Origin of the sequence: Bradyrhizobium macuxiense, assembly GCF_007993935.1 — a bacterium.
Lineage (GTDB): Bacteria > Pseudomonadota > Alphaproteobacteria > Rhizobiales > Xanthobacteraceae > Bradyrhizobium > Bradyrhizobium macuxiense_A.
Genome location: NZ_VITY01000010.1, coordinates 84471 through 105798, shown reverse-complemented (window position 1 = coordinate 105798; position 21328 = coordinate 84471). Strand labels below are relative to the sequence as shown.

Annotated in this window: 19 protein-coding genes; 6 read left to right on the top strand and 13 right to left on the bottom strand. The window is 65.6% G+C overall.

Translation table 11 applies throughout. From position 1 onward, the window contains the following. Positions 1-222: 222 nt before the first annotated feature. Positions 223-2091 (bottom strand): DNA helicase RecQ, encoded by a 1869-nt coding sequence (gene recQ / locus FBZ93_RS25525; protein WP_146989576.1) that lies wholly within the window; start codon positions 2089-2091, stop codon positions 223-225. A gap of 110 nt (positions 2092-2201) precedes the next feature. Between recQ and FBZ93_RS25520 the strand changes: the two genes are divergently transcribed. Genes FBZ93_RS25520 through FBZ93_RS25510 form a run of 3 tightly spaced genes read left to right on the top strand, consistent with a single transcriptional unit; the run spans position 2202 to position 6246 of the window. Continuing rightward, positions 2202-3545 (top strand): cytochrome c, encoded by a 1344-nt coding sequence (locus tag FBZ93_RS25520; RefSeq protein WP_146989570.1) that lies wholly within the window; start codon positions 2202-2204, stop codon positions 3543-3545. Then, entirely contained in the window at positions 3542-4033 is a 492-nt protein-coding gene (locus tag FBZ93_RS25515; RefSeq protein WP_146989568.1) for a (2Fe-2S)-binding protein, read from the top strand. Before FBZ93_RS25520 ends, FBZ93_RS25515 begins: the two co-directional genes overlap by 4 nt. Then, a complete protein-coding gene (locus FBZ93_RS25510) occupies positions 4030-6246 on the top strand; it encodes a xanthine dehydrogenase family protein molybdopterin-binding subunit (protein ID WP_146989567.1) in 2217 nt (738 codons plus the stop codon). The genes FBZ93_RS25515 and FBZ93_RS25510 overlap by 4 nt, the downstream gene beginning before the upstream one ends. A gap of 3 nt (positions 6247-6249) precedes the next feature. On the opposite strand, the gene FBZ93_RS25505 is transcribed toward FBZ93_RS25510, so the two are convergent. Continuing rightward, complete coding sequence (locus FBZ93_RS25505; RefSeq protein WP_146989565.1) at positions 6250-7470, bottom strand: DUF2235 domain-containing protein; 1221 nt, start codon at positions 7468-7470, stop codon at positions 6250-6252. Positions 7471-7799: 329 nt separating this feature from the next. Here FBZ93_RS25505 and FBZ93_RS25500 point away from each other — a divergent pair, with 329 nt between their 5' ends. After that, positions 7800-8327, top strand: coding sequence for a hypothetical protein (locus tag FBZ93_RS25500; RefSeq protein ID WP_246667639.1), 528 nt, complete (start codon positions 7800-7802; stop codon positions 8325-8327). An 18-nt stretch (positions 8328-8345) separates the two neighbouring features. Here the strand turns inward: FBZ93_RS25500 and FBZ93_RS25495 are convergent, their stop codons facing one another. The 10 genes from FBZ93_RS25495 to FBZ93_RS25450 form a co-directional block, all read right to left on the bottom strand. Continuing rightward, entirely contained in the window at positions 8346-9722 is a 1377-nt protein-coding gene (locus FBZ93_RS25495; protein ID WP_146989563.1) for a vWA domain-containing protein, read from the bottom strand. 6 nt (positions 9723-9728) lie between these two features. Then, positions 9729-10676: an AAA family ATPase gene (locus FBZ93_RS25490; protein ID WP_021078095.1), complete on the bottom strand. Its 948-nt coding sequence runs from the start codon at positions 10674-10676 to the stop codon at positions 9729-9731. A gap of 279 nt (positions 10677-10955) precedes the next feature. Beyond that, entirely contained in the window at positions 10956-11270 is a 315-nt protein-coding gene (locus FBZ93_RS25485; RefSeq protein WP_146989561.1) for a hypothetical protein, read from the bottom strand. 173 nt (positions 11271-11443) lie between these two features. Then, positions 11444-12076, bottom strand: coding sequence for an HAD-IA family hydrolase (locus FBZ93_RS25480; protein ID WP_208764055.1), 633 nt, complete (start codon positions 12074-12076; stop codon positions 11444-11446). Positions 12077-12230: 154 nt separating this feature from the next. Further along, positions 12231-12917 (bottom strand): methyltransferase family protein, encoded by a 687-nt coding sequence (locus FBZ93_RS25475; RefSeq protein WP_146989559.1) that lies wholly within the window; start codon positions 12915-12917, stop codon positions 12231-12233. 95 nt (positions 12918-13012) lie between these two features. Further along, entirely contained in the window at positions 13013-13351 is a 339-nt protein-coding gene (locus FBZ93_RS25470; RefSeq protein ID WP_146989558.1) for a hypothetical protein, read from the bottom strand. A 50-nt stretch (positions 13352-13401) separates the two neighbouring features. Continuing rightward, positions 13402-13581, bottom strand: a complete 180-nt coding sequence (locus tag FBZ93_RS25465) for a hypothetical protein (RefSeq protein ID WP_146989556.1) — start codon at positions 13579-13581, stop codon at positions 13402-13404. Between the two features lie 56 nt (positions 13582-13637). Next, positions 13638-13832 (bottom strand): hypothetical protein, encoded by a 195-nt coding sequence (locus tag FBZ93_RS25460; RefSeq protein WP_076864612.1) that lies wholly within the window; start codon positions 13830-13832, stop codon positions 13638-13640. A 175-nt stretch (positions 13833-14007) separates the two neighbouring features. Then, on the bottom strand, positions 14008-16446 hold the full coding sequence (locus FBZ93_RS25455; protein WP_146989554.1) for a S8 family serine peptidase: 2439 nt from the start codon (positions 16444-16446) through the stop codon (positions 14008-14010). Between the two features lie 353 nt (positions 16447-16799). Beyond that, positions 16800-17474: a LuxR C-terminal-related transcriptional regulator gene (locus tag FBZ93_RS25450; protein WP_146989553.1), complete on the bottom strand. Its 675-nt coding sequence runs from the start codon at positions 17472-17474 to the stop codon at positions 16800-16802. A 29-nt stretch (positions 17475-17503) separates the two neighbouring features. Here FBZ93_RS25450 and FBZ93_RS25445 point away from each other — a divergent pair, with 29 nt between their 5' ends. Together FBZ93_RS25445 and FBZ93_RS25440 are read left to right on the top strand one after the other, a co-directional pair. Further along, on the top strand, positions 17504-17755 hold the full coding sequence (locus tag FBZ93_RS25445; RefSeq protein WP_146989551.1) for a hypothetical protein: 252 nt from the start codon (positions 17504-17506) through the stop codon (positions 17753-17755). 158 nt (positions 17756-17913) lie between these two features. Continuing rightward, positions 17914-18675, top strand: coding sequence for a S1 family peptidase (locus tag FBZ93_RS25440; RefSeq protein ID WP_208764054.1), 762 nt, complete (start codon positions 17914-17916; stop codon positions 18673-18675). Between the two features lie 263 nt (positions 18676-18938). On the opposite strand, the gene FBZ93_RS25435 is transcribed toward FBZ93_RS25440, so the two are convergent. Beyond that, the gene (locus FBZ93_RS25435) at positions 18939-21161 is read right to left on the bottom strand and encodes an acetate--CoA ligase family protein (RefSeq protein ID WP_146989549.1); all 2223 of its coding nucleotides are present in this window, start codon (positions 21159-21161) and stop codon (positions 18939-18941) included. Between the last annotated feature and the right edge of the window lie 167 nt (positions 21162-21328).

The window sequence follows — 21328 nt, the reverse complement described above, 5'->3', positions numbered from 1 at the left end:
GGCAGGCATTTGCAGCATTTCGGAATAATAAAAAAATACCGCTGAGTTGCCCGACGCGTCAAGCGCTTTTCCGAGTGCCAGCGGCCGCCTGCTACTTTGCATGGGGTTGTTTTCGATATTTTGAGAGCGCGTAGCTTTGATTCGTCGCTTCAGCGCAAATTGCCCGGCGATTAGTCGCGAGCCCTTCGCGATGACCACGAAGGGTGCGCTGACACGGTAAGACTAGCCGTCGTTGGCCTTCACGATCCGGATCAGCTCGTCGCCGTAATGCTCGAGCTTCTTGTCGCCGATCCCGGCGATGTTGCGCAGGTCGCTGAGCGTGTCCGGCCGCATCGCGGCGATGCCGTCGATGGTGGAATCGTGCAGCACGACATAGGCCGGCACGCCGCGCTGGCGCGCGACGTCCGAGCGCCAGGCGCGCAGGGCCGCATGCAGCGCCGGGTTTGCGACGCCGCCCGGGCTGTCGGCTGCGGGCGCGAGATCGCCGCGGCGCGACTTGCTGCGCACCGCGCGGTTGCGCGCGCCCTCCGGCTGCTCGCGCAGCATCACCGCGGTCTCGCCCTTCAGTACGCCGCGCGCGCTGTCGGTGAGCTTGAGTGCGCCGAAGGCGTCGCTGTCGGCGCGCAGGTGACCCATCGCCACCAGCTGGCGCAGCACCGCGCGCCATTGCTTCTCGTTGAGCTCGCGGCCGATGCCGAACACCGATAATTGGTCGTGGTTGAACTGCTTGACCCGCTCGGTCAGCCGCCCGACCAGCACGTCGATCAGGTGCATGGCGCCAAACCGCTGCCCGGTGCGATAGACGCAGGACAGCAGTTTCTGTGCCAGCACCTTGCCGTCGCGGACGCGCGGCGGCGTCAGGCAGTTGTCGCAATTGCCGCAGCTTTCATCGGTGCGGGTCTCGCCGAAATAGCCGAGCAGGCGCTGCCGCCGGCAATGCACGGTCTCGGCCAGCGCCACCAGCGCGTCGAGCTTGCCGATTGAGACGCGCTTGAAGGCGTCGGAACCGGTGGATTCGTCGATCATGCGGCGCTGCTGCACGATGTCGGAAAGGCCGTAGGCCATCCACGCCGCCGACGGCTTGCCGTCGCGGCCGGCGCGTCCGGTCTCCTGGTAATAGGCCTCGATGCTCTTCGGCAGATCGAGATGCGCGACGAAACGCACATCGGGCTTGTCGATGCCCATGCCGAACGCGATCGTGGCGACGATCACGATTCCGTCTTCATTGAGGAAACGGTCCTGATGCCGGGCGCGCACGCCGGCATCGAGCCCGGCATGGTAGGGCAACGCCGGAATGCCGGCCTCGCTCAGCGCCGCCGCGACATCCTCGACCTTGGCGCGCGAGAGGCAATAGACCACGCCGGCGTCGCCGGCATGCCGCTCCCTGATGAAGTTCTTCAGCTGCGTCGTCGCATTCTGCTTGTCGACGATCTCGTAGCGGATGTTGGGACGGTCGAAGCTGGCGACGAATTCCGGCGCGTCGGTGAGGGACAGCCGCTCGGCGATCTCCTTTCGCGTCAGCGCGTCCGCGGTCGCGGTCAGCGCGATGCGCGGCACCTTGGGAAAGCGCTCGGCGAGTACGGACAGGCCGATATACTCCGGGCGAAAGTCATGGCCCCATTGCGACACGCAATGCGCCTCGTCGATCGCAAACAGCGCGATCTGCGCCTGGCCGAGCAGGTTGAGGCAGCGCGGCGTCAGCAGGCGTTCCGGCGCGACATAGAGCAGGTCGAGATCGCCGGCGAGCAGCCGCCGTTCGACCTCGGAGGCCTCCTCATAGGACAGCGTCGAGTTCAGCACCGCGGCGTTGACGCCGGCTTCGGTGAGTGCCGCGACCTGGTCGCGCATCAGCGCGATCAGGGGCGACACCACGATGCCGCAGCCGTCGCGCAGCAGCGCAGGCAGCTGGTAGCACAGCGACTTGCCGCCGCCGGTCGGCATCAGCACCAGGCAATTGCCGCCATCGGTGACGTGGCGGATGATCTTCTCCTGCGCGCCGCGGAAGCCGGACAGGCCGAACACGGAACTGAGCACGGACCGCGCGTCGCGAGGCGGAGCGGATGCGTGGTCGAGGGCGGGCTGGGCGGTCATGATCCCTTGGTCTGTCCTGGGGTCAACAGGCGGTGATCGAGCTCTTCTGGGCGAACGATACCGGAACGAAACGTGTTAATACACGTCCCAACAACAAACTCAATTCAGGCATGCCCGGTCAGCTGCGGATCATCACAGGCATTGCCGCGATCGCGCTGGTCGCGGGGGCGGCGGCGGCCTTCGCGGTCGCCTGGCGGCCACAGATTGCGGCCATGGCGCCGCCGCGGCCCGATACGTTCGATCCCGATATCGTCAAGCGCGGCCGCGATCTCGCGGCGATCGGCAATTGCAACACCTGCCATACCGTCCACGGCGACGGAAATTACGCCGGCGGGCTTCCGGTTCCGACGCCGTTCGGCACCATCTTCTCGTCCAACATCACGCCGGACGCCGAGACCGGGATCGGAAGCTGGCCGGAGGAGGCGTTCGTCCGCGCGATGCGCTCCGGCGTCGGCCGTGACGGCCGGCATCTGTACCCGACCTTTCCCTACGATCATTTCACCAATGTATCTGACGCGGATGACCGGGCGCTCTATGCGTTCCTGATGACGCGGCAGCCGGTTCACGCCTCGCCGCGGGCGAATCAGCTGACGTTTCCGCTGAACTACCGGCCGCTGATTGCAGGCTGGAAGCTCTTGTATCTTCGCAGCGGCGACGTGCCTTCCGACGCGGCGAAGGGAGCGGAATGGAACCGCGGCGCCTATCTCGTGGAAGGGCTCGCGCATTGCGGCGCCTGCCACACGCCGCGCAACGCGCTCGGCGCCGAGCGGGTCAATGCGCAGTTCGCTGGCGGCGACGTCGATAATTGGCATGCCTACGCGCTGAACGACACCTCGCGTGCTCCGGTGCGCTGGACCGCCGACGCGCTCTACGCCTATTTGCGGCATGGCTGGCAAGCCGATCACGGCACTGCGCGCGGACCGATGGCCGAGGTGGTCGGCAATCTCGCGACCGTGGCCGACAGCGACGTGCGCGCCATCGCCGTGTACATGGCCGATGTCTCCGGCGCGCCGGCGCCGGATCGGAAGTCACCGACTGATGCGGTGGCGCCATCGGCCGCAGCGGACGCGACACAGGCGAACGCCACAGGCGCCGCGATCTATGCCGCAGCCTGCGCTTCCTGCCATGAGGGCGGCCGGGCGCTGCCCTATGGCGGCGTCAACCTCGCGCTCAGCACGGCGATCGCAGGCCCCGATCCGCGCAACCTGCTCAACATCGTCCTGTCGGGTGTCGGTGCCGTCCCGGGCGAGCGCAGTCCGATCATGCCGGGCTTCGCGGCGAGCGTCGATGATGCGCAGATGGTCGCGCTTGCGAATTATCTACGGAGCAAGTTCGGCAAGCGGCAGCTGTGGAAGGATGTCGACAAGGCGGTGCGTGATGCGCGCGCGGTGCAGGCCGCGTCGCTTGCGGCGGGCGATGCCCCTGCGGACTCAAGTCAACGAGGCAAGCCATGACGATAGTGAAGGTCAATGGCCGGGATCATCAGGTCGACGCCGATCCGGATACGCCGCTGCTCTATGTGCTGCGCAATGATCTCGCGCTCAATGCCGCCAAGTTCGGCTGTGGGCTCGGGCAATGCGGCTCCTGCACCGTGATCGTCGACGGCAAGGCGGTGCTGTCCTGTGTCACGCCGCTGCTGCTCGTCGAGGGCAAGCAGGTGACGACGCTGGAAGGGCTTGGCACGGTAGCGGCGCCGGCGCCGATCCAGCGCGCCTTCATGGAGGAGCAGGCGGCGCAGTGCGGCTATTGCATTGCCGGGATGATGATGCGGGCGCAGGCGCTCTTGATGCGCAATCCGAAGCCGTCGGATGCGCAGATTCGCGCCGAGCTCGAGCCGCATCTCTGCCGCTGCGGCACCCATATGCGCATTCTCCGCGCGGTGCACCGCGCCGCCCGGCTGATGGACACGGCCGACGCCGCAAGCGACAGGAGCGTCCGATGACCACGCCCGTGGTGCTCGATCGCCGCAGCGTGCTGGCCGGTGGCGGCGCGCTGATCGTCAGCTTCTCGCTGCGTCACGCGGCGGCACAGCAGCAGAAGGGCCCGGAACTGCCGGGCAGCCTGGCGAAAACGCCCAATCTGGATTCCTGGATCCGGATCGATGCCGACGGCCAGATCACGGCCTTCACCGGCAAGGCCGAGCTCGGCCAGGGATTCCGCACCGCGTTCCAGCAGATCGCCGCCGAACAGCTCGATATTGCCTTCGATGCGCTGAAGGTGATCACGGCCGATACCAAGCTCACGGCGAATGAAGGCTACACGTCAGGCAGCCATTCGATGCAGGACAGCGGCACCGCGATCCTGCACGCCGCGGCGCAGGCGCGCGCGTTGCTGGTGGCGGAGGCCGCGAAGCGGTTCGACGTTCCGCCCGATAAATTGCGCACCGAGAACGCGGCTGTGATCGCTCCCGATGGCCGCCGCCTGAGCTTTGGCGAGCTCGTCGCTTCGGACATGCTGCATGTCCAGGCCCAACCGACCTCGAGCCTGAAGGATCCGGCGCGCTTCAAGGTGATGGGGCAGCCGGTGCCGCGCGTCGATATTCCGGCCAAGGTCACGGGCGGCGTCGCCTATGTGCAGGACATGCGGCTGCCCGGCATGGTGCATGCGCGCGTGGTGCGCCCGCCGAGCTACGGCGCGCAGCTCGCCGAATGCGACACGGCTGCGATCGAGAAGATGCCGGGCGTGGTCGGAATCGTGCGCGACGGCAATTTCCTCGCCGTGGTGGCGGAGAAAGAGTTTGGGGCGGTCAAGGCGATGAAGGCGCTATCAGCCGCAGCGAAGTGGCGGGAGAGCGCGAAACTGCCGAACCAGCACGATCTGGCCAACGTGCTGACGGCGCTGCCGTCGCAGGATTTTGCGATCTTCCAGCGTCATGATGCCGCGGTGAGCGGCGCGCGATCGCTCGAAGCCACCTATACGCGGCCCTACCAGTCGCATGGCTCGATCGGACCGTCCTGCGCGGTCGCGCAGTTCGTCGATGGTGCGATGACGGTGTGGACGCATACCCAGGGCGTCTATCCCGACCGGCAGGCGATCGCCGAGATGCTCGGCATGCCGCAGTCGAGCGTCCGCCTGATCCATGTCGAAGGCTCCGGCTGCTACGGCCATAACGGCGCCGACGATGCTGCGGCTGACGCCGCGCTGATTGCCCGCGCGCTGCCCGGGCGCCCAGTTCGAGTGCAATGGATGCGCGAGCAGGAGCACGGCTGGGAGCCGTATGGTCCGGCGATGGTGACCAAGCTGAGTGCATCGCTGGATGGCAGTGGCAAGATCGCCGACTGGAATTTTGCGGTGTGGAGCAACACCCATTCGATGCGGCCGGGCGGCGCCGGCTCGCTGCTTGCGGCACAGCACATGGCGCGGTCGTTCGCGGTGCCTGCACCAAAGCCGCTGCCGCTTCCGGAAGGCGGCGGCGATCGCAACGCGATCCCGATCTACAATTTCCCGAATGCGCATGTGATGCATCACTTCATCCCCGCGATGCCGCTGCGGATTTCCGCGATGCGCGCGCTCGGCGCCTATCATAACGTGTTCTCGATCGAGAGCTTCATGGATGAGCTGGCCGGTCTTGCCGGGGCCGATCCGGTCGCGTTTCGCCTCAACCACCTCGACGATCCGCGCGGCCGGGCGGTGGTCGAGAAAGCCGCCCAGGAATTCGGTTGGGTGAGCGGACGGAGAGCGCCGCAGAATCGCGGCTACGGTTTTGCGTTCGCGCGCTACAAGAATCTCGCCGCCTATTGCGCCATTGCGACAGAGGTGGAGGTCGATCCCGAGACCGGGCGGGCTCGTCTGGTGCGCGCGGTCGCGGCCGTCGACGCCGGTCAGGTCGTCAATCCCGATGGCATCACCAACCAGATCGAGGGCGCGATCGTGCAGTCGACGAGTTGGACGCTCTATGAGAGCGTCACGTTCGACCAAGCGCGGATCACCAGCATCGACTGGCAGACCTACCCGATCCTGCGCTTCAATGCCGTGCCCGACAGCATCGCGGTCCACATCATCAACCGTCCAGGGCAGCCGTTCCTCGGCAGCGGCGAGACCGGGCAGGGGCCGGCCGCGGCATCGCTCGCCAATGCCATCGCGCATGCGACCGGCAAGCGGCTGCGCGATCTGCCGCTCAGCCGCAAGCGGATCAAGGATGCGATTGACGCCTAAATCTCAGACCGTCGGCGCGGGTGGCGCCCGCGGCACAGGCATTGGCTCGACCGTGTAGGTCTTGGGCATGTTGATCGGCTTGTAGGCCGGATCCTTCTGCATCCGCTCCAGCACCGAGGCGTGGATGGTCGCGCCTTCCGGTATCGGCCTTGGCTCGCCGCGCGGCAGGTAGAAGCCGAGGAAGGATTTCCGCTCCGGCCATTCCTTCCATTTGTCGCGCTTCGGAATCCACTCCAGGATTTCCCAGGCGGCGGTCAGGGAATTGTGCAGCGGGTCCGTCACGCTCGGGGGCGCATAGTCGTGGGTGTGCGGCGGTAGCGGCATCCCCCAGGCGAGATGATCGATCAGCGCTTGGTCCATGTGCAGCCCGGCGGCCCTGGCCTGTTCGAGCATCCAGATCAGCGGAAACTTCGACGGCCCGCTCTGGTCCTCCGGATAGCCGCCGCCGACGTCGGAATGCACACCGGCGAACCAGACCTGGCGGATGTCCTGGTCGATCGCGGTCGACGGGTCGAACGGATCGGTACGGAATTTCTGCGGCTCGATCCAGCGGTTGAGGCGGAACATGCGCCTGCGCTCGTCGATCGAGATCGCCTGGCGGAACCGCCTGACGCTGGAATTGGTGCGGGTGAACAGCAGCGTCTGCATGTCGAACAGGAAGTTGTCCTGCCGCGGCACGATGATCGAGGCCACCGTGTCCCAGACGCCGACGAATTCGATGTCGATGTTGCGGCCGCCGGCGATTTGGCTGAAATGCCAGACTTCCTTCAACGGGGCAGGGTCAAACGTCCCGTCGGACTTCTGGGCGTCAGCGCTCGCCTTCTTGTAGGCGCCGAAGGCGTAGCCGGCGAGGTCGAGCTGGTCGACCGGCAACAGGCCCATCACATGCACGAAAGCCGCCAGCGTGCGCACGGTGTAGGCACCGCGGCTGAAGCCGAACATCCAGACCCGGTCGCCGGGCTCCCAGAGCCGGCAGAGAAACTGGTAGGCGTCGAGCGTGTCCTTGTCGAGACCGGCGCCGAAGGCCAGGCCGAACAGGCCCCACGCCTCCTGCTTGAAACGGCCCCAGCTGTTCTGCAGACCGATGGTGCCGAGACCCGGATGATAATAGATCCGCTGCCCGTCATCCTTGTCGGCGACGCGAAACAGCTTCAGGACGTTGGAAATATTGGCGCCGATCTCGTTGCCGGTGCCGTCGCACAAGATCACAATATCCTTCGGCATCCGTAGCCCCTGCGGTCGCCGTGAAATTCGCGGCTTCTATGTACGGCAGAACGCGGGGATGATTCAATCTCCAATTGAAGACGGTTCTGTGTAGCGGGCGTGACCAGCAATCGTCGTGCGGATGGCTGCAACCGGCTCCGGGATGAGAGCCCGCTCTGCACAGCGTCCCCGGAATTCAATTGCAACGCTTTGGAAAAGGTGGAAATCTGTCCATCAATCATTGTTATATTGCGTTGATAATTTTCCCTTCCAGGGACCTCGCCGGTGCGCGCGATCATTCGGCCTGCGGCTTTCCGCGGCTCGCCCACCAAGGACAGGAATCGATCGGCATGAGCCGTCAAGCTCTCGTGACGATCATTCTCGCGGGGCTGGTGGTGAGTGCGTTCGGACTGTTCTGGTGGGTCGGCAGCTATTCCGATCGCGTTTTTGCTAAGCGATTCCGCACCCGCTTTCCGGAGAAGACGCTGAGTTACAGCGGTGACCAGCTCGGCGCGCTGGTGCAGTCCGATCTGAGGATGAAGTATGTATTTCCGATCCTGTTCCCGCTCGATCTCGTCGTCATGCTGGCGCTGGCGGGCGCGATGGGTGCGGCGTCATCGCACTGGCTCAACCAGATCTATCCGTCGGCGGCCTGGCTCGGGCTCGTCGTGCCGGCGGTGTATCTGCTCAGCGACCTGATCGAGGATTGCCTGCTGGCATGGCTGTTGCTGCGCGGCGACCCGGACGCGGCGGCGCGGTCGGTCTCGGTGCTGAAGGCGATCACGACGATCAAGCTCGTCAGTGTTTCTGCCTCGATCGCGCTCACGCTGATTGCATTCGTCGGCTGGCTGTTCCGCACCGAGGCGCTCGCCATCTAGACCGGGCGGCTGAGCGATCTACTGATAAGTCGCGACGATATCCGACACGGCGCGCTCGAGCTGCTGGGCGGTCGCGCACTGGCGCACCACGGTGCAGAAGGTCGCGTAGCGCGGCATCTCGGAATCGCCGAAGCCCCAGACCATACGGCCCTCGGGGTTGAGCCAGACCAGCCGCTTCGAGCGCTCGCCGATGCGGCGCAGGATGTCGGCGCGCGGATCGAGATTGTTACTGCGGGCATCGCCGAGCACGATCACCGTGGTCTGCGGCGTGATCGCGCTCATCCAATTGTCTTCGAAATCGGCGAAGGAATTGCCGTAATCGGACGAACCGAAGCCGACCTTGGACATGATCTCCTTCATCGCCTCTTCCGGCGAGTTCGATTCCAGGATGTCGCTGACCTCGATCAAATGGCCGGAGAAGGCGAAGGAGCGGACGTCGTCGACGACCTCGTGCAGGCTGTGGATCAGGAGCAGGAAGAAGTCCGAGACGCGGGCGACCGAACCCGAGACGTCGCACAGCGCGACGATCTTCGGCCGGTCGCGATGCTTGCGCTTCCACGCTGTCAGGAAGGGAACGCCACCCCAGGCCGCGTTCCGGCGCAGCGTGCGGCGGACGTCGAGATGGCCGCGGCGCTGGCGCTTGCGCGGCTTGGAATAGCGCTCGCGCAGCCGCCGCGCGATCTGGCGGATCAGCGCGCGCATCTGCTCGACCTGGCGCGGCTCGATCCGAGCCAGTGGCGCGTTGCGCAGGATCTCGTTGCGCAGGTTCTCGGCCTCTTCGCGGCCATAGAGCAGCAGGGCCTGCGAGACGGCGTCGCGAACGGTGCCGCGCAGGCCGTTGAGCGCCTCCTGCAGCCGCTCGGCGAGCGCCGGATTGCGCGTGGTCTGCTCGTCGATGTCGTCGCGCAGGCGCTGGATGCCCATCGCATCGAGGATGCGGGTCTGGAAGATGCCGCGCTGGGTGAAATAGCGGATGTCGGGCAGCGAGGCTGCGCCGGAGGCGTTGGCGATCGCCGTCGAGATCGCGGAGCGATCCTGCGACAGCAGCATCTGCGCCAGCGGCCCGACATTCTCGTTGGCTGCGCCGCCCGCGTTATCGCCATGCTCGTCGGCCGACGGGTTGGCGCCGGATTCTTTGTTGTCGTCCGTCCTGCTCTGCTCGGCGCTTTCCTGCTGCGGCTCGGGCTGGCTGAAGAACAGGTCGAAGCATTCGCCGAGTGCGCGCTTCTCGTCCTGGGTCTTGGCAAGCGTCAGCAGGAACGTGTCGCGCAGGATATCGCGGTCGTTGAAACCGACCTGCGCGACCGCCCGCATCGCATCGATGCTTTCGGCCGGCGAGACCCGGACCCCGGCTCCCCGCGCCGCACGAAAGAAGCGATGCAGGTTCTCGCGCATCTTGGCTTAACTAAACACGCCCTGGCGCGACGCCTTGGCGATGAAGGACGAGATCTGCGGCGTCGCGGCCTCGATGTCGGCCTCGTATTTCAGGAGCACGTTGAGCGTGTCCTTGACGATCTCGTGGTCGAGCTCGCTGGCCTGCAGCAGCACCAGCACGCGCGCCCAGTCGATCGCTTCGCTGACCGAGGGCAGCTTCTTCAGGTCCAGCGAGCGGATCTCGTGGATGAAGCCGACCATCTGCTTGCGCAGCGTCTGCGAGATGCCGGGCACCCGGCTCTCGACGATGCGCTCTTCCAGCTTCTGCTCGGGGAAGCCGATGTGCAGATGCAGGCAGCGCCGCTTCAAGGCGTCGCCGAGATCGCGTTCGCTGTTCGAGGTCAGGATCACGGTCGGCGGCGCCACCGCGGAGACGGTGCCGAGCTCGGGGATCGTGACCTGGAAGTCGGAGAGGATTTCCAAGAGCAGCGATTCGAATTCGGCGTCCGACTTGTCGATCTCGTCGATCAGCAGCACGCAGCCGGCGGGCTGCTCCAGCGCCTGCAGCAGCGGCCGCGGCTCGACGAATTCCTTGGAGAAAAACACGTCGCCGAAGGTGTGGAGCTGGTCGAGCGCCGCCGCCAGCGACTGCGCGCCGCCGAGCACCTCGCCGAGCTTGTCCTTCAGGATCTGGGTGTAGAGCAGCTGCTTGGCGTATTTCCACTCATACAGTGCCTTGGCCTCATCGAGGCCCTCGTAGCACTGCAAGCGGATCATCTTCATGCCGCGCCAGGCGGCGATCGCCTTTGCCAGCTCGGTCTTGCCGACGCCGGCGGGGCCTTCGACCAGGATCGGCTTCTCGATCTGCTGCGACAGATAGACTGCGGTCGCGATCTGCCGGCTCGCAATATAGCCTTGTGCGGCGAGGCCGCTTTCCACGGCCTCGATCGAGGCGGTGGGCCTGGTGTCAGCCACGAGGATCAGCTCCGAATTTGCCTTGAACTCGGACCTGTTCTGCGCCCGTTGCGGGCAAAGCACAAGGCTCGTTTGGCCCGCAACGGCGAGGAGACCAAAGGCTGGAGTTGGCGCATGGTTCCGGGGTATTCCGCCGAGCGCAATACCAAAGGAAGTGCGTAGCCCGGATGAAGCGAAGCGCAATCCGGGGAGGTTTTTCCCCGGATAGTCTGTCCCGGATTTCGCTGCGCTCCATCCGGGCTACAGAACGCCTATCGTGGCCACCGCTTGCCGGCGCCTTTAGCTTGCGCAGCTCTTCACGAAATCCTTGCGCTGCGGGCCGACGATCTTCTGGTCGATCGCCTGCTTCAGGCAGTCGAGATGCGCTTGCGCCATGCAGAGCTGCATCTGGTCGTGCCGCTCCTGACCCTTCAGCGCCTTCGCCGCGCTCTGACAGGCCGCGCGCTTCGCACCGGGCACCGGCGCTGTGGACGTGCTCTCCTGCGCGGGAGCTGCCGCCGGCGTCGCTGCGGGGGTTGAGGTTGATTGCGCGAACGCTGCGACCGAGACCAGCAGCGAGGTGGCCGAGACCAGGGCGACGACGAGACGTTTCATGGGATGTGCCTCCGCGGGCATGATCCGGAGAAACGAGCATCGGTTTTCCGGAACGTCATGCTCAGACCAGGAAAGGATCATGATGCGATCTTGCGATCGCGCCGTGATCCACGGGGAGGCTGACAATTAGAGGCCGCCGCCTGAATGCGGAGTGAATGTGCGGGTAAGCCGCTTCACCTCAGCGTGAGGCCGGTCGCCGCTTCAAGCTCGGAGATCGCCTGCGCGGCGTTCGCGACCTTGATCGTGGTCATGCCCATCTCGCGCGCCGGCTTCAAATTGACCCCGAGATCGTCGAGATAGACGCAGTTCGCAGGGTTCACTTGCAGCGTCTCCACCATCATCCGGTAGATGCGCGGATCGGGCTTGCGCAGGCCGATCTTCGCGGACTCGATGACATGGTCGAACAGCGCCATAACCTCGGCGACATAGAGCGTGCGTCCGCTGTGGCTGCCGATTGCGTTCGACGGCAGATTGTTGGTGATGCAGCCGGTCTTGAACTGCGCCTTGATGCGCTTGAGCGCCTCGACCATTTCGGGCCGCAGGTCACCGGAGAGCAGCGGCAGCACGTCCTTGCCGCGCACCTCGGCGCCGAGCGCCTTGGATTCCATTGCGAACAGCGCGTCGAACGCGTCGATCCCGATCTCGGCGCGCTCGAACTTGGCCCAGGCGTTTTCGAGATGGTTGGCGGCGTTGGTGCGGCGGATGATGTCGATCGGCAGGCCACGCTCGGTCTCATAGCGCGCGAATGCCTCGAACGGCGAGGTGGTCAAGACGCCGCCGAAATCCCAGATCACTGCCTCGATCATCAATGTCCTGCCCGTTGCAAAGCGGCGGCTTCGCCTCGGGTCGTCCGGCCGTTTGGCCGAAGACAGGGAAACGCGCGTTACGCCTTCTTTATTGGAATTGCCGCCGATCAGGCAAGCCGCCAGTTCGCGGCAAACTCCGCCATACGGAACGGGCTCACCAGACCATCGGAACCAGGCGGTAACGCACGCGCCCGAGATATTCGGCATAGCCGTCGAGCTCGGCGGTGAGCATCCGCTCCTCCATCATCGACCTCAGGCCGAGCAGCGCCGCCATGACCGGCACGATGACAAGGCCGTACCAGGATCCGAGCAGCAGCGGCGTGCCGGCATAGGTCAACAGGCCGCTGGCATAGATCGGGTGCCGCACATAGGCGTACGGCCCGGTGGTCACCGCGGCATGCCCGCGCTCGCGCTGGATCTTCACGACCGGCGCGGCGTAGCTGTTTGCGCGATAGGTCCGGTAGACGATGTAGAACGATGCGGCGATCATCAGCGCGCCGGCGCATTGCAGCCAGAAGGGGACGACCGATGCCTGGTAGCGCACCGCATCCAGCGCCATTAGCGGCAGCCATGTCAGCCACAACAGCGGCATGATCGATGTGATGACGCGATCCCATTCGGCCTGGCCGCGCACGGTGCGCCGCTCCGCCAGCAGTCCCGGATCGTGCCTGGCGAGCCAGGCCTCGGTGATCAGTCCGCCGATCGTGATCTCGAGCAGGAACAGCCATGCGCCGGTCCAGCGCACGGTGCCGGCCGTGAGAAACAGGAGTGTTCCGAGGCCCACGCATGTGAAGACGGCGCCGCGCAGATTGATGGTCGGATGATTGCCGTTCTCGTCCATGTCTCTCTCCGGCGAACGGCAACGGCCGCGCCACCGGATCGGGCGGGCCGTTGCGTTGGTAACGAATCGAAGCGCGCCTCAACGTGCAAAGCCGGTCACGATCGGCGGGTCCAATTTCGCGCCTGTCCGGAATAAACCTTGCTCTGCATCGCACGTGCCGCCGGATCGAGCAGGACCTTCATCGCGGTGTTGAGTCTCTCCTCCGAGCTCGGCGAGCCGTCATGGCGCATCTGCTGGGGGGCGCCGGGGCCCTGCGGCGGTGCCATGTAGGCCGAGGTCGTCGGCGGAGCGGGCGTGGTGGCGATCTTCGGACGGGCGACAACAGCCGCTTCCAGCGGGCGCCGTGCGTCGGCGACGGCTGAGGCTGAGGCTGTTGCTTCCGCCGGCGGCGGGGCGGCATTGCCGGGTCCGGATTGGCGGGGCGGTCTTGCCATGGCATCGGCTCCATAGGTTGGGGTATGACGATGAGTTCAGGATTTGGACTTCAGGTCTTGTCCTCGTCGGATGTGGTGCGTTTGGCGATGATCGGGTTGCGGTCGCTGATCGCGGCGAGCAGCGAGGCGTGGGTCACGACTGATGACACGACGATCTTCCCGGAGGGCTCGATCCGGCGACCGTTCTGCTGCTGTTGCTGTGGGCTCCGGGCGGTGGATTTCTGCATCATGGTGGCCTCCTTGAGGATGGGTGGGGCCCGACAGCGCCGGGCCCCGAGTTCGGCGATCAGATGCCGAGGACGCCGCTGAGGGCGGGGATCGCCACCTTTGCGATCCCGCCGAGGATGTCGCCCCAACCCTGCGGGTTGACCGACCCGTTGGTCGCCACTTCAGCAATCCGCTTCGGACCGCGCTCGATGCCCTCACACTGGATCGGGCTACGCACGCTGCCGAAGGTCTCAAAGTCGTTCCTTGCGTACATGTTCAGCTCCTTCTTTCGGTTTGAATTGACGGCAACTACGGGAGGTGGTCACCCGACCGCGGTCGCCGTCGCTGGACGTCGCCCAAGGGATCGCTCATCGCGTCGATCCCCTGGACCACGTGACGCTCATTCGCGCCACGTTCCGATCTCCTCCGGACGCAGAGGAGCAATTGCCTCAATAGACCTGCCAGTACCGCAGCGGCCCGACCGCCACCGGCACCACGTCGCTGACGTCGATCGTGTACTGATAGACTTCGCGCGCCTGGGTCAGGACCTGCGTCGGGTTGAAGAAGCGGTACGTCACGTCGTGGCAATCCGAGTCCGGCCGGCAAATGACGCTCTGGTCGACCTCGACGGTGTCGAGCCGCAGGCCCTTCTTGGCGGCCTCAATGAAGATCTTCCGCGTGTTGTAGGCATTCATCGCGGAATAATTCAGCGCGCGATCCTGCGGCGAGAGACCGACGTTGCGGAACTCGTTGTAGATCCGCTCGAGGAAGCCTTCCGCGCCGTCCGGCCAGGGGAGTGGTCCAAACAGTGTGAACAGATCCCACTGGTAGAAGCCGCGCCAATCGGTCACCAGCGTCGGCACGACGGTGCCGTTCAGCAGCTTGGTCGTGTTGGCGCTGTCGACCCAGCCGGCCATCGAGACCCGCGCGACGCCGCCCGGCGGCGGGAATGGCGGGTTCGCCGTCGGTCGTGCGTCGGCGTCGGCCACGGCCGCTGTCGCTTTCACCACGGTACGGGCCGTCGCGGGATCGTCGCGCGAGACCTCCTGGTGCCACAGCGCCAGGATCAGCGCGGCGAAGAACCCGAGACCGAACACGTCGAGCGGCTTGATCGCGTAGATCGGGATCGAATCGATCGTCATCGTCCAGGTGATGGCGTCGGCGTCCGGGAAGTTGTTGCCGGAGCCGGCCGGCGCCGACGTCTCGCCTTCGGCCTGGTTCAACAGATAGCGCGCCATGATCGCCGGGTTGTACGGTGCCGAGGTGTCGCCGGAGCGGTCGCGATCCGTTCCGAACGCCGGGTCGCCGCGGCCGATCAGGCTGTCGCGCCAGTTGGCGATCGCCTGCACGAAGTAGTCGAGGCGGGCTTCCTTGCCGAAATCGTAGAACAGCCGGCCGATCGGGAAGGCGAGTTGACCGGTGGGCTCGGTCGCCGTGCCCCGCGGACGCATGCCCCCGCGACAACCGCAGCTCTTCTCGCTGGTTCGTACCGCGGGCGCTTCGTACATCGGCAGCGCCTGCGGCATTGCGACGGGAAGCGCGTTGCTCGGCATCAGCGCCGGCATCTGCTGCGGCTGCAGCCAGGTTTGCGGCATCATGCCGGCGGTTGGCATCGCCATCTGCGGCATGACCATCTGCGGAGCCGGTGCCGGCATCCAGACCATGTCGCCGCCCGGATGGGGAGCGTGGTACGGATACGGCGCGGGCGCTGCGATCGGCGCGGCGACGACGCCGTGATCAGCGGGAACGGCCATTGCCGCAGGTGCTGCCGGTGCGGCGGGCTGCGCCTCGCTTGGCATGATCCCGGCGCTGCTTCGCAGGACCGAGCCGTCCGGCCCGAATATGCGCGGAGCCGATGGTGCAGACATTGCTGATAGATCTCCCATGGAATCCTCTCTGGTTGCAGTTGGCTGAGCGGCGGATGACGGTTGGAGGAAAGGGCGCGCGGACACTCCCCAGAAGCGGGGAGACGCGGCCGTGGCACCCGACGGCATGACGGCGTCCGCCTGCTCGCCAAGCAGGGCGGCGACAGCCGCGGGAATATCGAGCCGTCCGGCGAGGCAGCGCGAGGCGCTGCCGTCGCTCCGGCAGGGCGCCGCGCTTTCGAGCAGCGCGGCACGGACGGCTTGCGGATCGGCCTTGCGTCCGTTCTGGCGCAGGCATGAGAGCAAAAGCGCGACGACACCGGTGACGATCGGCGCAGCGAAGCTCGTTCCGGAACGCAAACTGACGTTGCGGACCGGCGAGGCGCCGGCGATGTTCTCGCCCGGCGCGAGGATGCCGTTCTCGAGATAGGCGTCGCCGAAATTGCTGAAGGGCAGCGGATTGCCGGCCAGATCGCACGCGCCGACCGCCAGCACCGACGAGAGGCTGCCCGGCACCTGGACGCAGCGGCAGCCGTCATTGCCGGCGGCCGCGACGATCAGCTTGCCGGCGCGTTCGCAGGCGCGCACCGCGTCGACCAGAATGCGATCGGCCTGTCCTGTCGCGGACTGCTGGCCGCTGCTGATGTTGATGACGTCGGCACCGGCGGCGAGCGCCTGGTTGATCGCGAGCGCCAGCGTGCTTTGCGAGGAGGGCTCGATCTGTCCAGCGGCGTCCTCGCGATAGATCGAGAACACCGTCGCGCTGCAATTCGGCGCGACGCCGAGCACCGGGCTGCCAGGTGTGCCCATCAGCACGCTCGTGACATGCGTGCCGTGCTCGGACTGGATCGTCGGCGAAGACGGCGCGACGAATTCGCCGCCCATGGCGACGCGCGCCTGCCCAAGCGAGGGATGATTGAGATCGACGGGACCGTCGATGATGGCGATCTTCACCGTGGGGTCGCCACCCGACGTTCTCTGCCACAAGGCAGTCAGACCAGCGATGTCGGCAACTGAATTCATGAAATCAATCCTGGCCGGTCTGCTGCGAATTTCGTGCAGCCGATCCGCCTTCCACGGCAATCTGCTTTCACGCAGCGAGCGATAGGAGCGGTGTGTCGCTGCGTTGGTGCTGTTGTGGCAGGTGTGCTGCGAAAGGCCTATTCGCCGCGGTGGCTCAAAAAGGATCGGGCCGATGATGCTGATCGACCGATCCAGGAGATCGACCGTGCGCGTCGAAAGATCGATCAAAGGATTTAGTCGGGATCGGTCCCACGGCGTGATGCGCGCGCAAGCGTGCAAAGCCGCCGCCGCATCTCAGCACCAATGCGTGCACGTGCTGCGATAAGCCGAATGCGGAATTCAGGTGGCTGGTGTCAGTCGAGCTCGCGGCGACGATCGAGAGCCGGCGCAGTTGATGCGATCCACGGCGCCTCGCGCACCCGACGCATCGCCTGCGCGCGGCGCGGCAGGCCGAGCTTCTGCAGCACGTGATGGACGTGGTGCTTGACGGTCGCCAGGCTGAGGTTGAGATCGCGCGCGATCTCCTTGTTCGACATGCCTTGTCCGATGAGCTTGAGAACCTCGCTTTCGCGGCGCGTCAGTCCCTGGTCCGCGTCGATCGTATCGCTCTGGCGCTCCATGCAAAACAGCGCGCGCAGCAGGCCGCCGGAAATCTCGGCGCTGCAGGCAAGCCGTCCCGATGCGACGTCCGACAGCGCGCGGCAGAGTTCGTCGAAGCTGGCATTCCGGGAAATGTAGCCGCTGAACCCGGCCCGGCCGCACTGAACCACGTCACGCCGGTCCTCGTTGAGACCGAGCGCGACCAGGGCGATGTCGGCATGCTCGCTCGCGATCACCCGCACCTCGTCGAGATCGATGCCCTGTGTGACGTCGATCAGGATGACGTTCACACCGCCCGTCTCGAGCGCCGCGCGCAGGCCGGCAAGGTCGGAGACAGCTGCCTCGACGGCAAACTCGGCGTGGTTCTGGAAACTCGAGGTAAGCCCCTCGCTGAACAGCCTGATCGGCGTGACGACCGCGATCCTCATCATTATCCTCGAACTCAACGAAATGGCGGATGAAAAGCCGTCTGGTGGTCGACGGCACCGGCATCCAGAAAGTCATGAAGGTAAGTATGCGGTATGCTGCCAGAGGTTGTATTGTTATCGAGCCGAAAGTACGGCCCCGAGATGCGCAGGATCAAGAGATGCAGTTCACATTCGGGCGTCGTGCCGAGAGCACCGTGCACGGTGCGACGTCTCGGATAGCGCGGCAAAGCGACGATGCGAAGCGCGTGCGCACCAAGGCGCTGCGGGAAATCCGGCGGTGACTTCAACGCCGTAGTCATCGGCGGCTAGATATTTAGATAATTGACGCATGCAGGCGCGGATGCTCTGTACAAGATTGCGTGTTCACCGGGGCCGAGTGTGAGCGACCCAATGCCGCGCCTCGGATGCGCTCAATTCCGATGCAGATCGACGGGGTTCCATGACGAATTTGATTCGAGCGACGGCCTTTCTCACGATGCTGATGGCGACGCCGGCCTTCGCCATCGTCGGTGGCGGCGCGCCGTCGACCGACGGCGTCGCGCGCTCGGTCGTCACCATCGTCGGCTCGCGCGGCAATTTCTGCACCGGCGCGCTGATTGCGCCGAAGGTGGTGCTGACCGCGGCGCATTGCGTGCAGCCCGGCGCCGACTACAAGATCGTCGAGTACGGCGCGGATCGGCAGCCGAAGCTGCAGGACGTCAAGACGGTCGCGATCCATCCCGGCTTCCGGATGCAGGCGATGATCAACCATGTCGCCACCGCCGATGTCGCGTTGCTGCAACTAGCGGTGCCTTCCGCAGGCAAGGCGCCGGCCACACTCGGCATGCCCAACATCCCGATCCAGGTCGGCGGCCGCTTCACCGTCGCGGGCGTCGGTGTCACCGTGCGCGGCGACGGCAAGAGCGGCGGCAGCATTCGCGTCGCCGGCCTGATCGCGAGTGGCAAGCCCGGCACGCTGCAGATCCGTCTCGTCGACCCGGTTGGGCAGGGCGTGCGCGACGGACTCGGGGCCTGCACCGGCGATTCCGGCGCGCCCGTGTTCGAGGACAAGCAAAGTGGGCCGGTCATCGTCGGCGTGGTGAGCTGGTCCACCGGCCCGAACGGCACTGCCGGCTGCGGCGGCATCACCGGCGTGACGCCGCTCACGCTCTATCGCGACTGGGTGATGCAGACCGCGTTGCAGTGGGGCGCGAGTTTTTAGATTACAGCGCGTTCGAACCGGCGTTACACTCGCAATCCGTCATCCTGAGGTGCGCGCTCTTGCGCGCCTCGAAGGATGAACGGCCACCAGCCGGGCCGTCGCCCTTCGAGGGCCGCTGAAGAAGCGGCCACCTCAGGGTGACGGTGATGGATTGGCTGCGCGCCGTGGATCGAGCTGCCGGCGAAGCTTTATAGTTCCGTCATCCTTCGAGGCTCGCTCCGCTCGTACCTCAGGATGACGGAACTAAGAGGGCGCGTCTGAACCTAATGCCCCGCCGCCTTGTTTGCGGCGGCGTTGTTCAGCACGATCAGGCCGTCGACTGCGACGCCGAGCTTGCTGTTGATCAGGAACGGGTTGACGTCGATCGAGGCGATGCGGCCATTGGCGTCGGCCATCAGGTTGGAGAGCCCGACCAGCGCCTTCACTGCAGACGCCTCGTGCAGCGCGGGCTTGCCGCGATAGCCTTTCATCTTCACCCCGGCCTTGGTCTTGGCGATCAGCTCCTTCGCCTCGGCTGCATCGAGAGGCGCGCCGGCCAGGGCGACGTCCTTCATCAATTCGATGTCGACGCCGCCGGTGCCGAACAGCACCACCGGGCCCATCTCGGCATCGAGCGAGGCGCCGACCACGAGCTCGAGGTCGGCCTTGACCTGCTGCGCGATCAGGATGCCCTCGAGCTTCGGCTTGCCCTTCAGCTTCTTCACCCGCGCGGTGATGTCGTTGAACGCCTTCTTCACCTCGGCCGCGTTGGCGAGGTTCAGCACCACGCCGCCGATATCCGACTTGTGCAGGATGTCGGGGCTGACCACCTTGGCGACCACCGGAAAGCCGATCGCCTTGGCGATCTTCACGGCTTCCGCCGCGGTCTGCGCGACGTCTTCCTTCGAGATCGGGATGCCATAGGCCTTGAGCAGCTGCTTCGAGGCGACCTCGTCGAGCGCGGCGGCGCCGTTGGCGGCCTTCAGTGTCTTCTCCAGCACCGCGCGCGCCGACGCCTTCGAGCTCGACACGATGTCAGGCACTTCCTTGCGCAGACCGGCATATTCGACCAGCGACTTGATCGCGCCGACCGCACGGTCGAGGCCCTGCATGACTGCGATATTGGGCAGTGACTTGCGCAGTCCCTTGGTAAAGTCGGTGAAGCCGATCGACATCGCGCTGATATAGATCACGGGCTTGTGGGCCTGCCCTGCCATCTCGTTGACGATGCGCAGATTACGCTCGCGCAACTCGTGCGGCGCCTTCGGCAGCTCGGCGTCGATGATGACGATGTCGGTGTCGGGATCGTCGATCATGATCTTGATCGACTTCATGTAGACGGAGGGATCGACCACGGCGGCAAAGCCGGCGTCGAGCGGATTGCCGACGATGCTGCCGGGGCCGAGCATCTTCGCCAGCTGCTCGGACGCGTTCGGGCTCAGCGGCGCGAAGTTCAGGCCGGCGGAATAGAACGCGTCGATCAGAAGCCCGCGCTTGCCGCCCGACAGCGACACTGCCGCGAGGCGGTTGCCCTTCGGCGGATCGGCATGGACGAAGCACTCGGTGGTTTCGATCAATTCATCCAGTCCGCGCACCCGGATCACGCCCTCGCGGGTCGAGATCGCATCGAATGTCTCGATCGAGCCGGCGAGCGCACCGGTATGCGCCATCGCCGCGGCGCGGCCGCCTTCGGAGGCGCCGAGCTTGAGCGCGATGACCGGCTTGCCGGCGGCGCGCGCGGCCTTGCAGGCGTCGCGGAACACCTTGGTGTTCCTGACGCCTTCGAGATAGACCACGATGACGCGGATGCTCGGATCGGCCGCGAAATAGCTCATCAGGTCCGGCGTCTCGAGCCCGGATTCGTTGCCGGTCGTGACCATGTAGCCGACGCCGACGCCGCGATCCTCCAGCGCCTGGCGGATCGCCATCACGATCGCGCCCGATTGGCCGGCGATCGCGACCGCGCCCGGCTCCATGGTGACGATGCGGTCGTCGATATTGGTGAACAGGTTCTCGCCGGCGCTGAGATTGCCGAGGCAGTTCGGACCGGTGACGGCAAGCCCGGTCTCCTTGATCGCCTGCTTCAGCTCGACCGCGAGCCGCTGGCTCTCCTCGTCCTGCAGCTCGCTGAAGCCAGAGGTGACGATGGTCGCCGAGCGGGCGCCGGCGGCGGCCGCGTCGCGGATCACCTGCACGGCAAAGCGGGCCGGCACCAGCACCAGCACGTGGTCGGGCTTCTCGGGAAGGCTGGCGAAATCCTTGTAGCAGGTGACGCCCCAGATGGTTTCGCGCTTGGCGTTGATCGGAAACAGGCCGCCGGCATATTTGTACTTGATCAGGTTGTTCCAGATCCGTTCGGCGTAGTTGCCGGGCTTGTCGGTGGCGCCGACCAGCACGATGTTGCGCGGGTGCAGCATCGCATGAATGCTCTTGACGATGTCGCTGGCATCAGCGGGCGGCGCCCATTTGTGGGACACATGAGACGCGGTGCTTGCGAAAGCTTCCATGGAGCCTGCCCTTATCCTTGTTCTGCTTGTTTCCTCTGGCCCACGGTGCATCACCGCAGGACGCGATTTTTCATTGTTTTTATGGCGAGGGAAAGGGGGTAGCAACTCACGCTGGCGCAAGTCAGGGCATCGCTTGCAATATCCCGGCAGGCGCAAAATCGATGCGC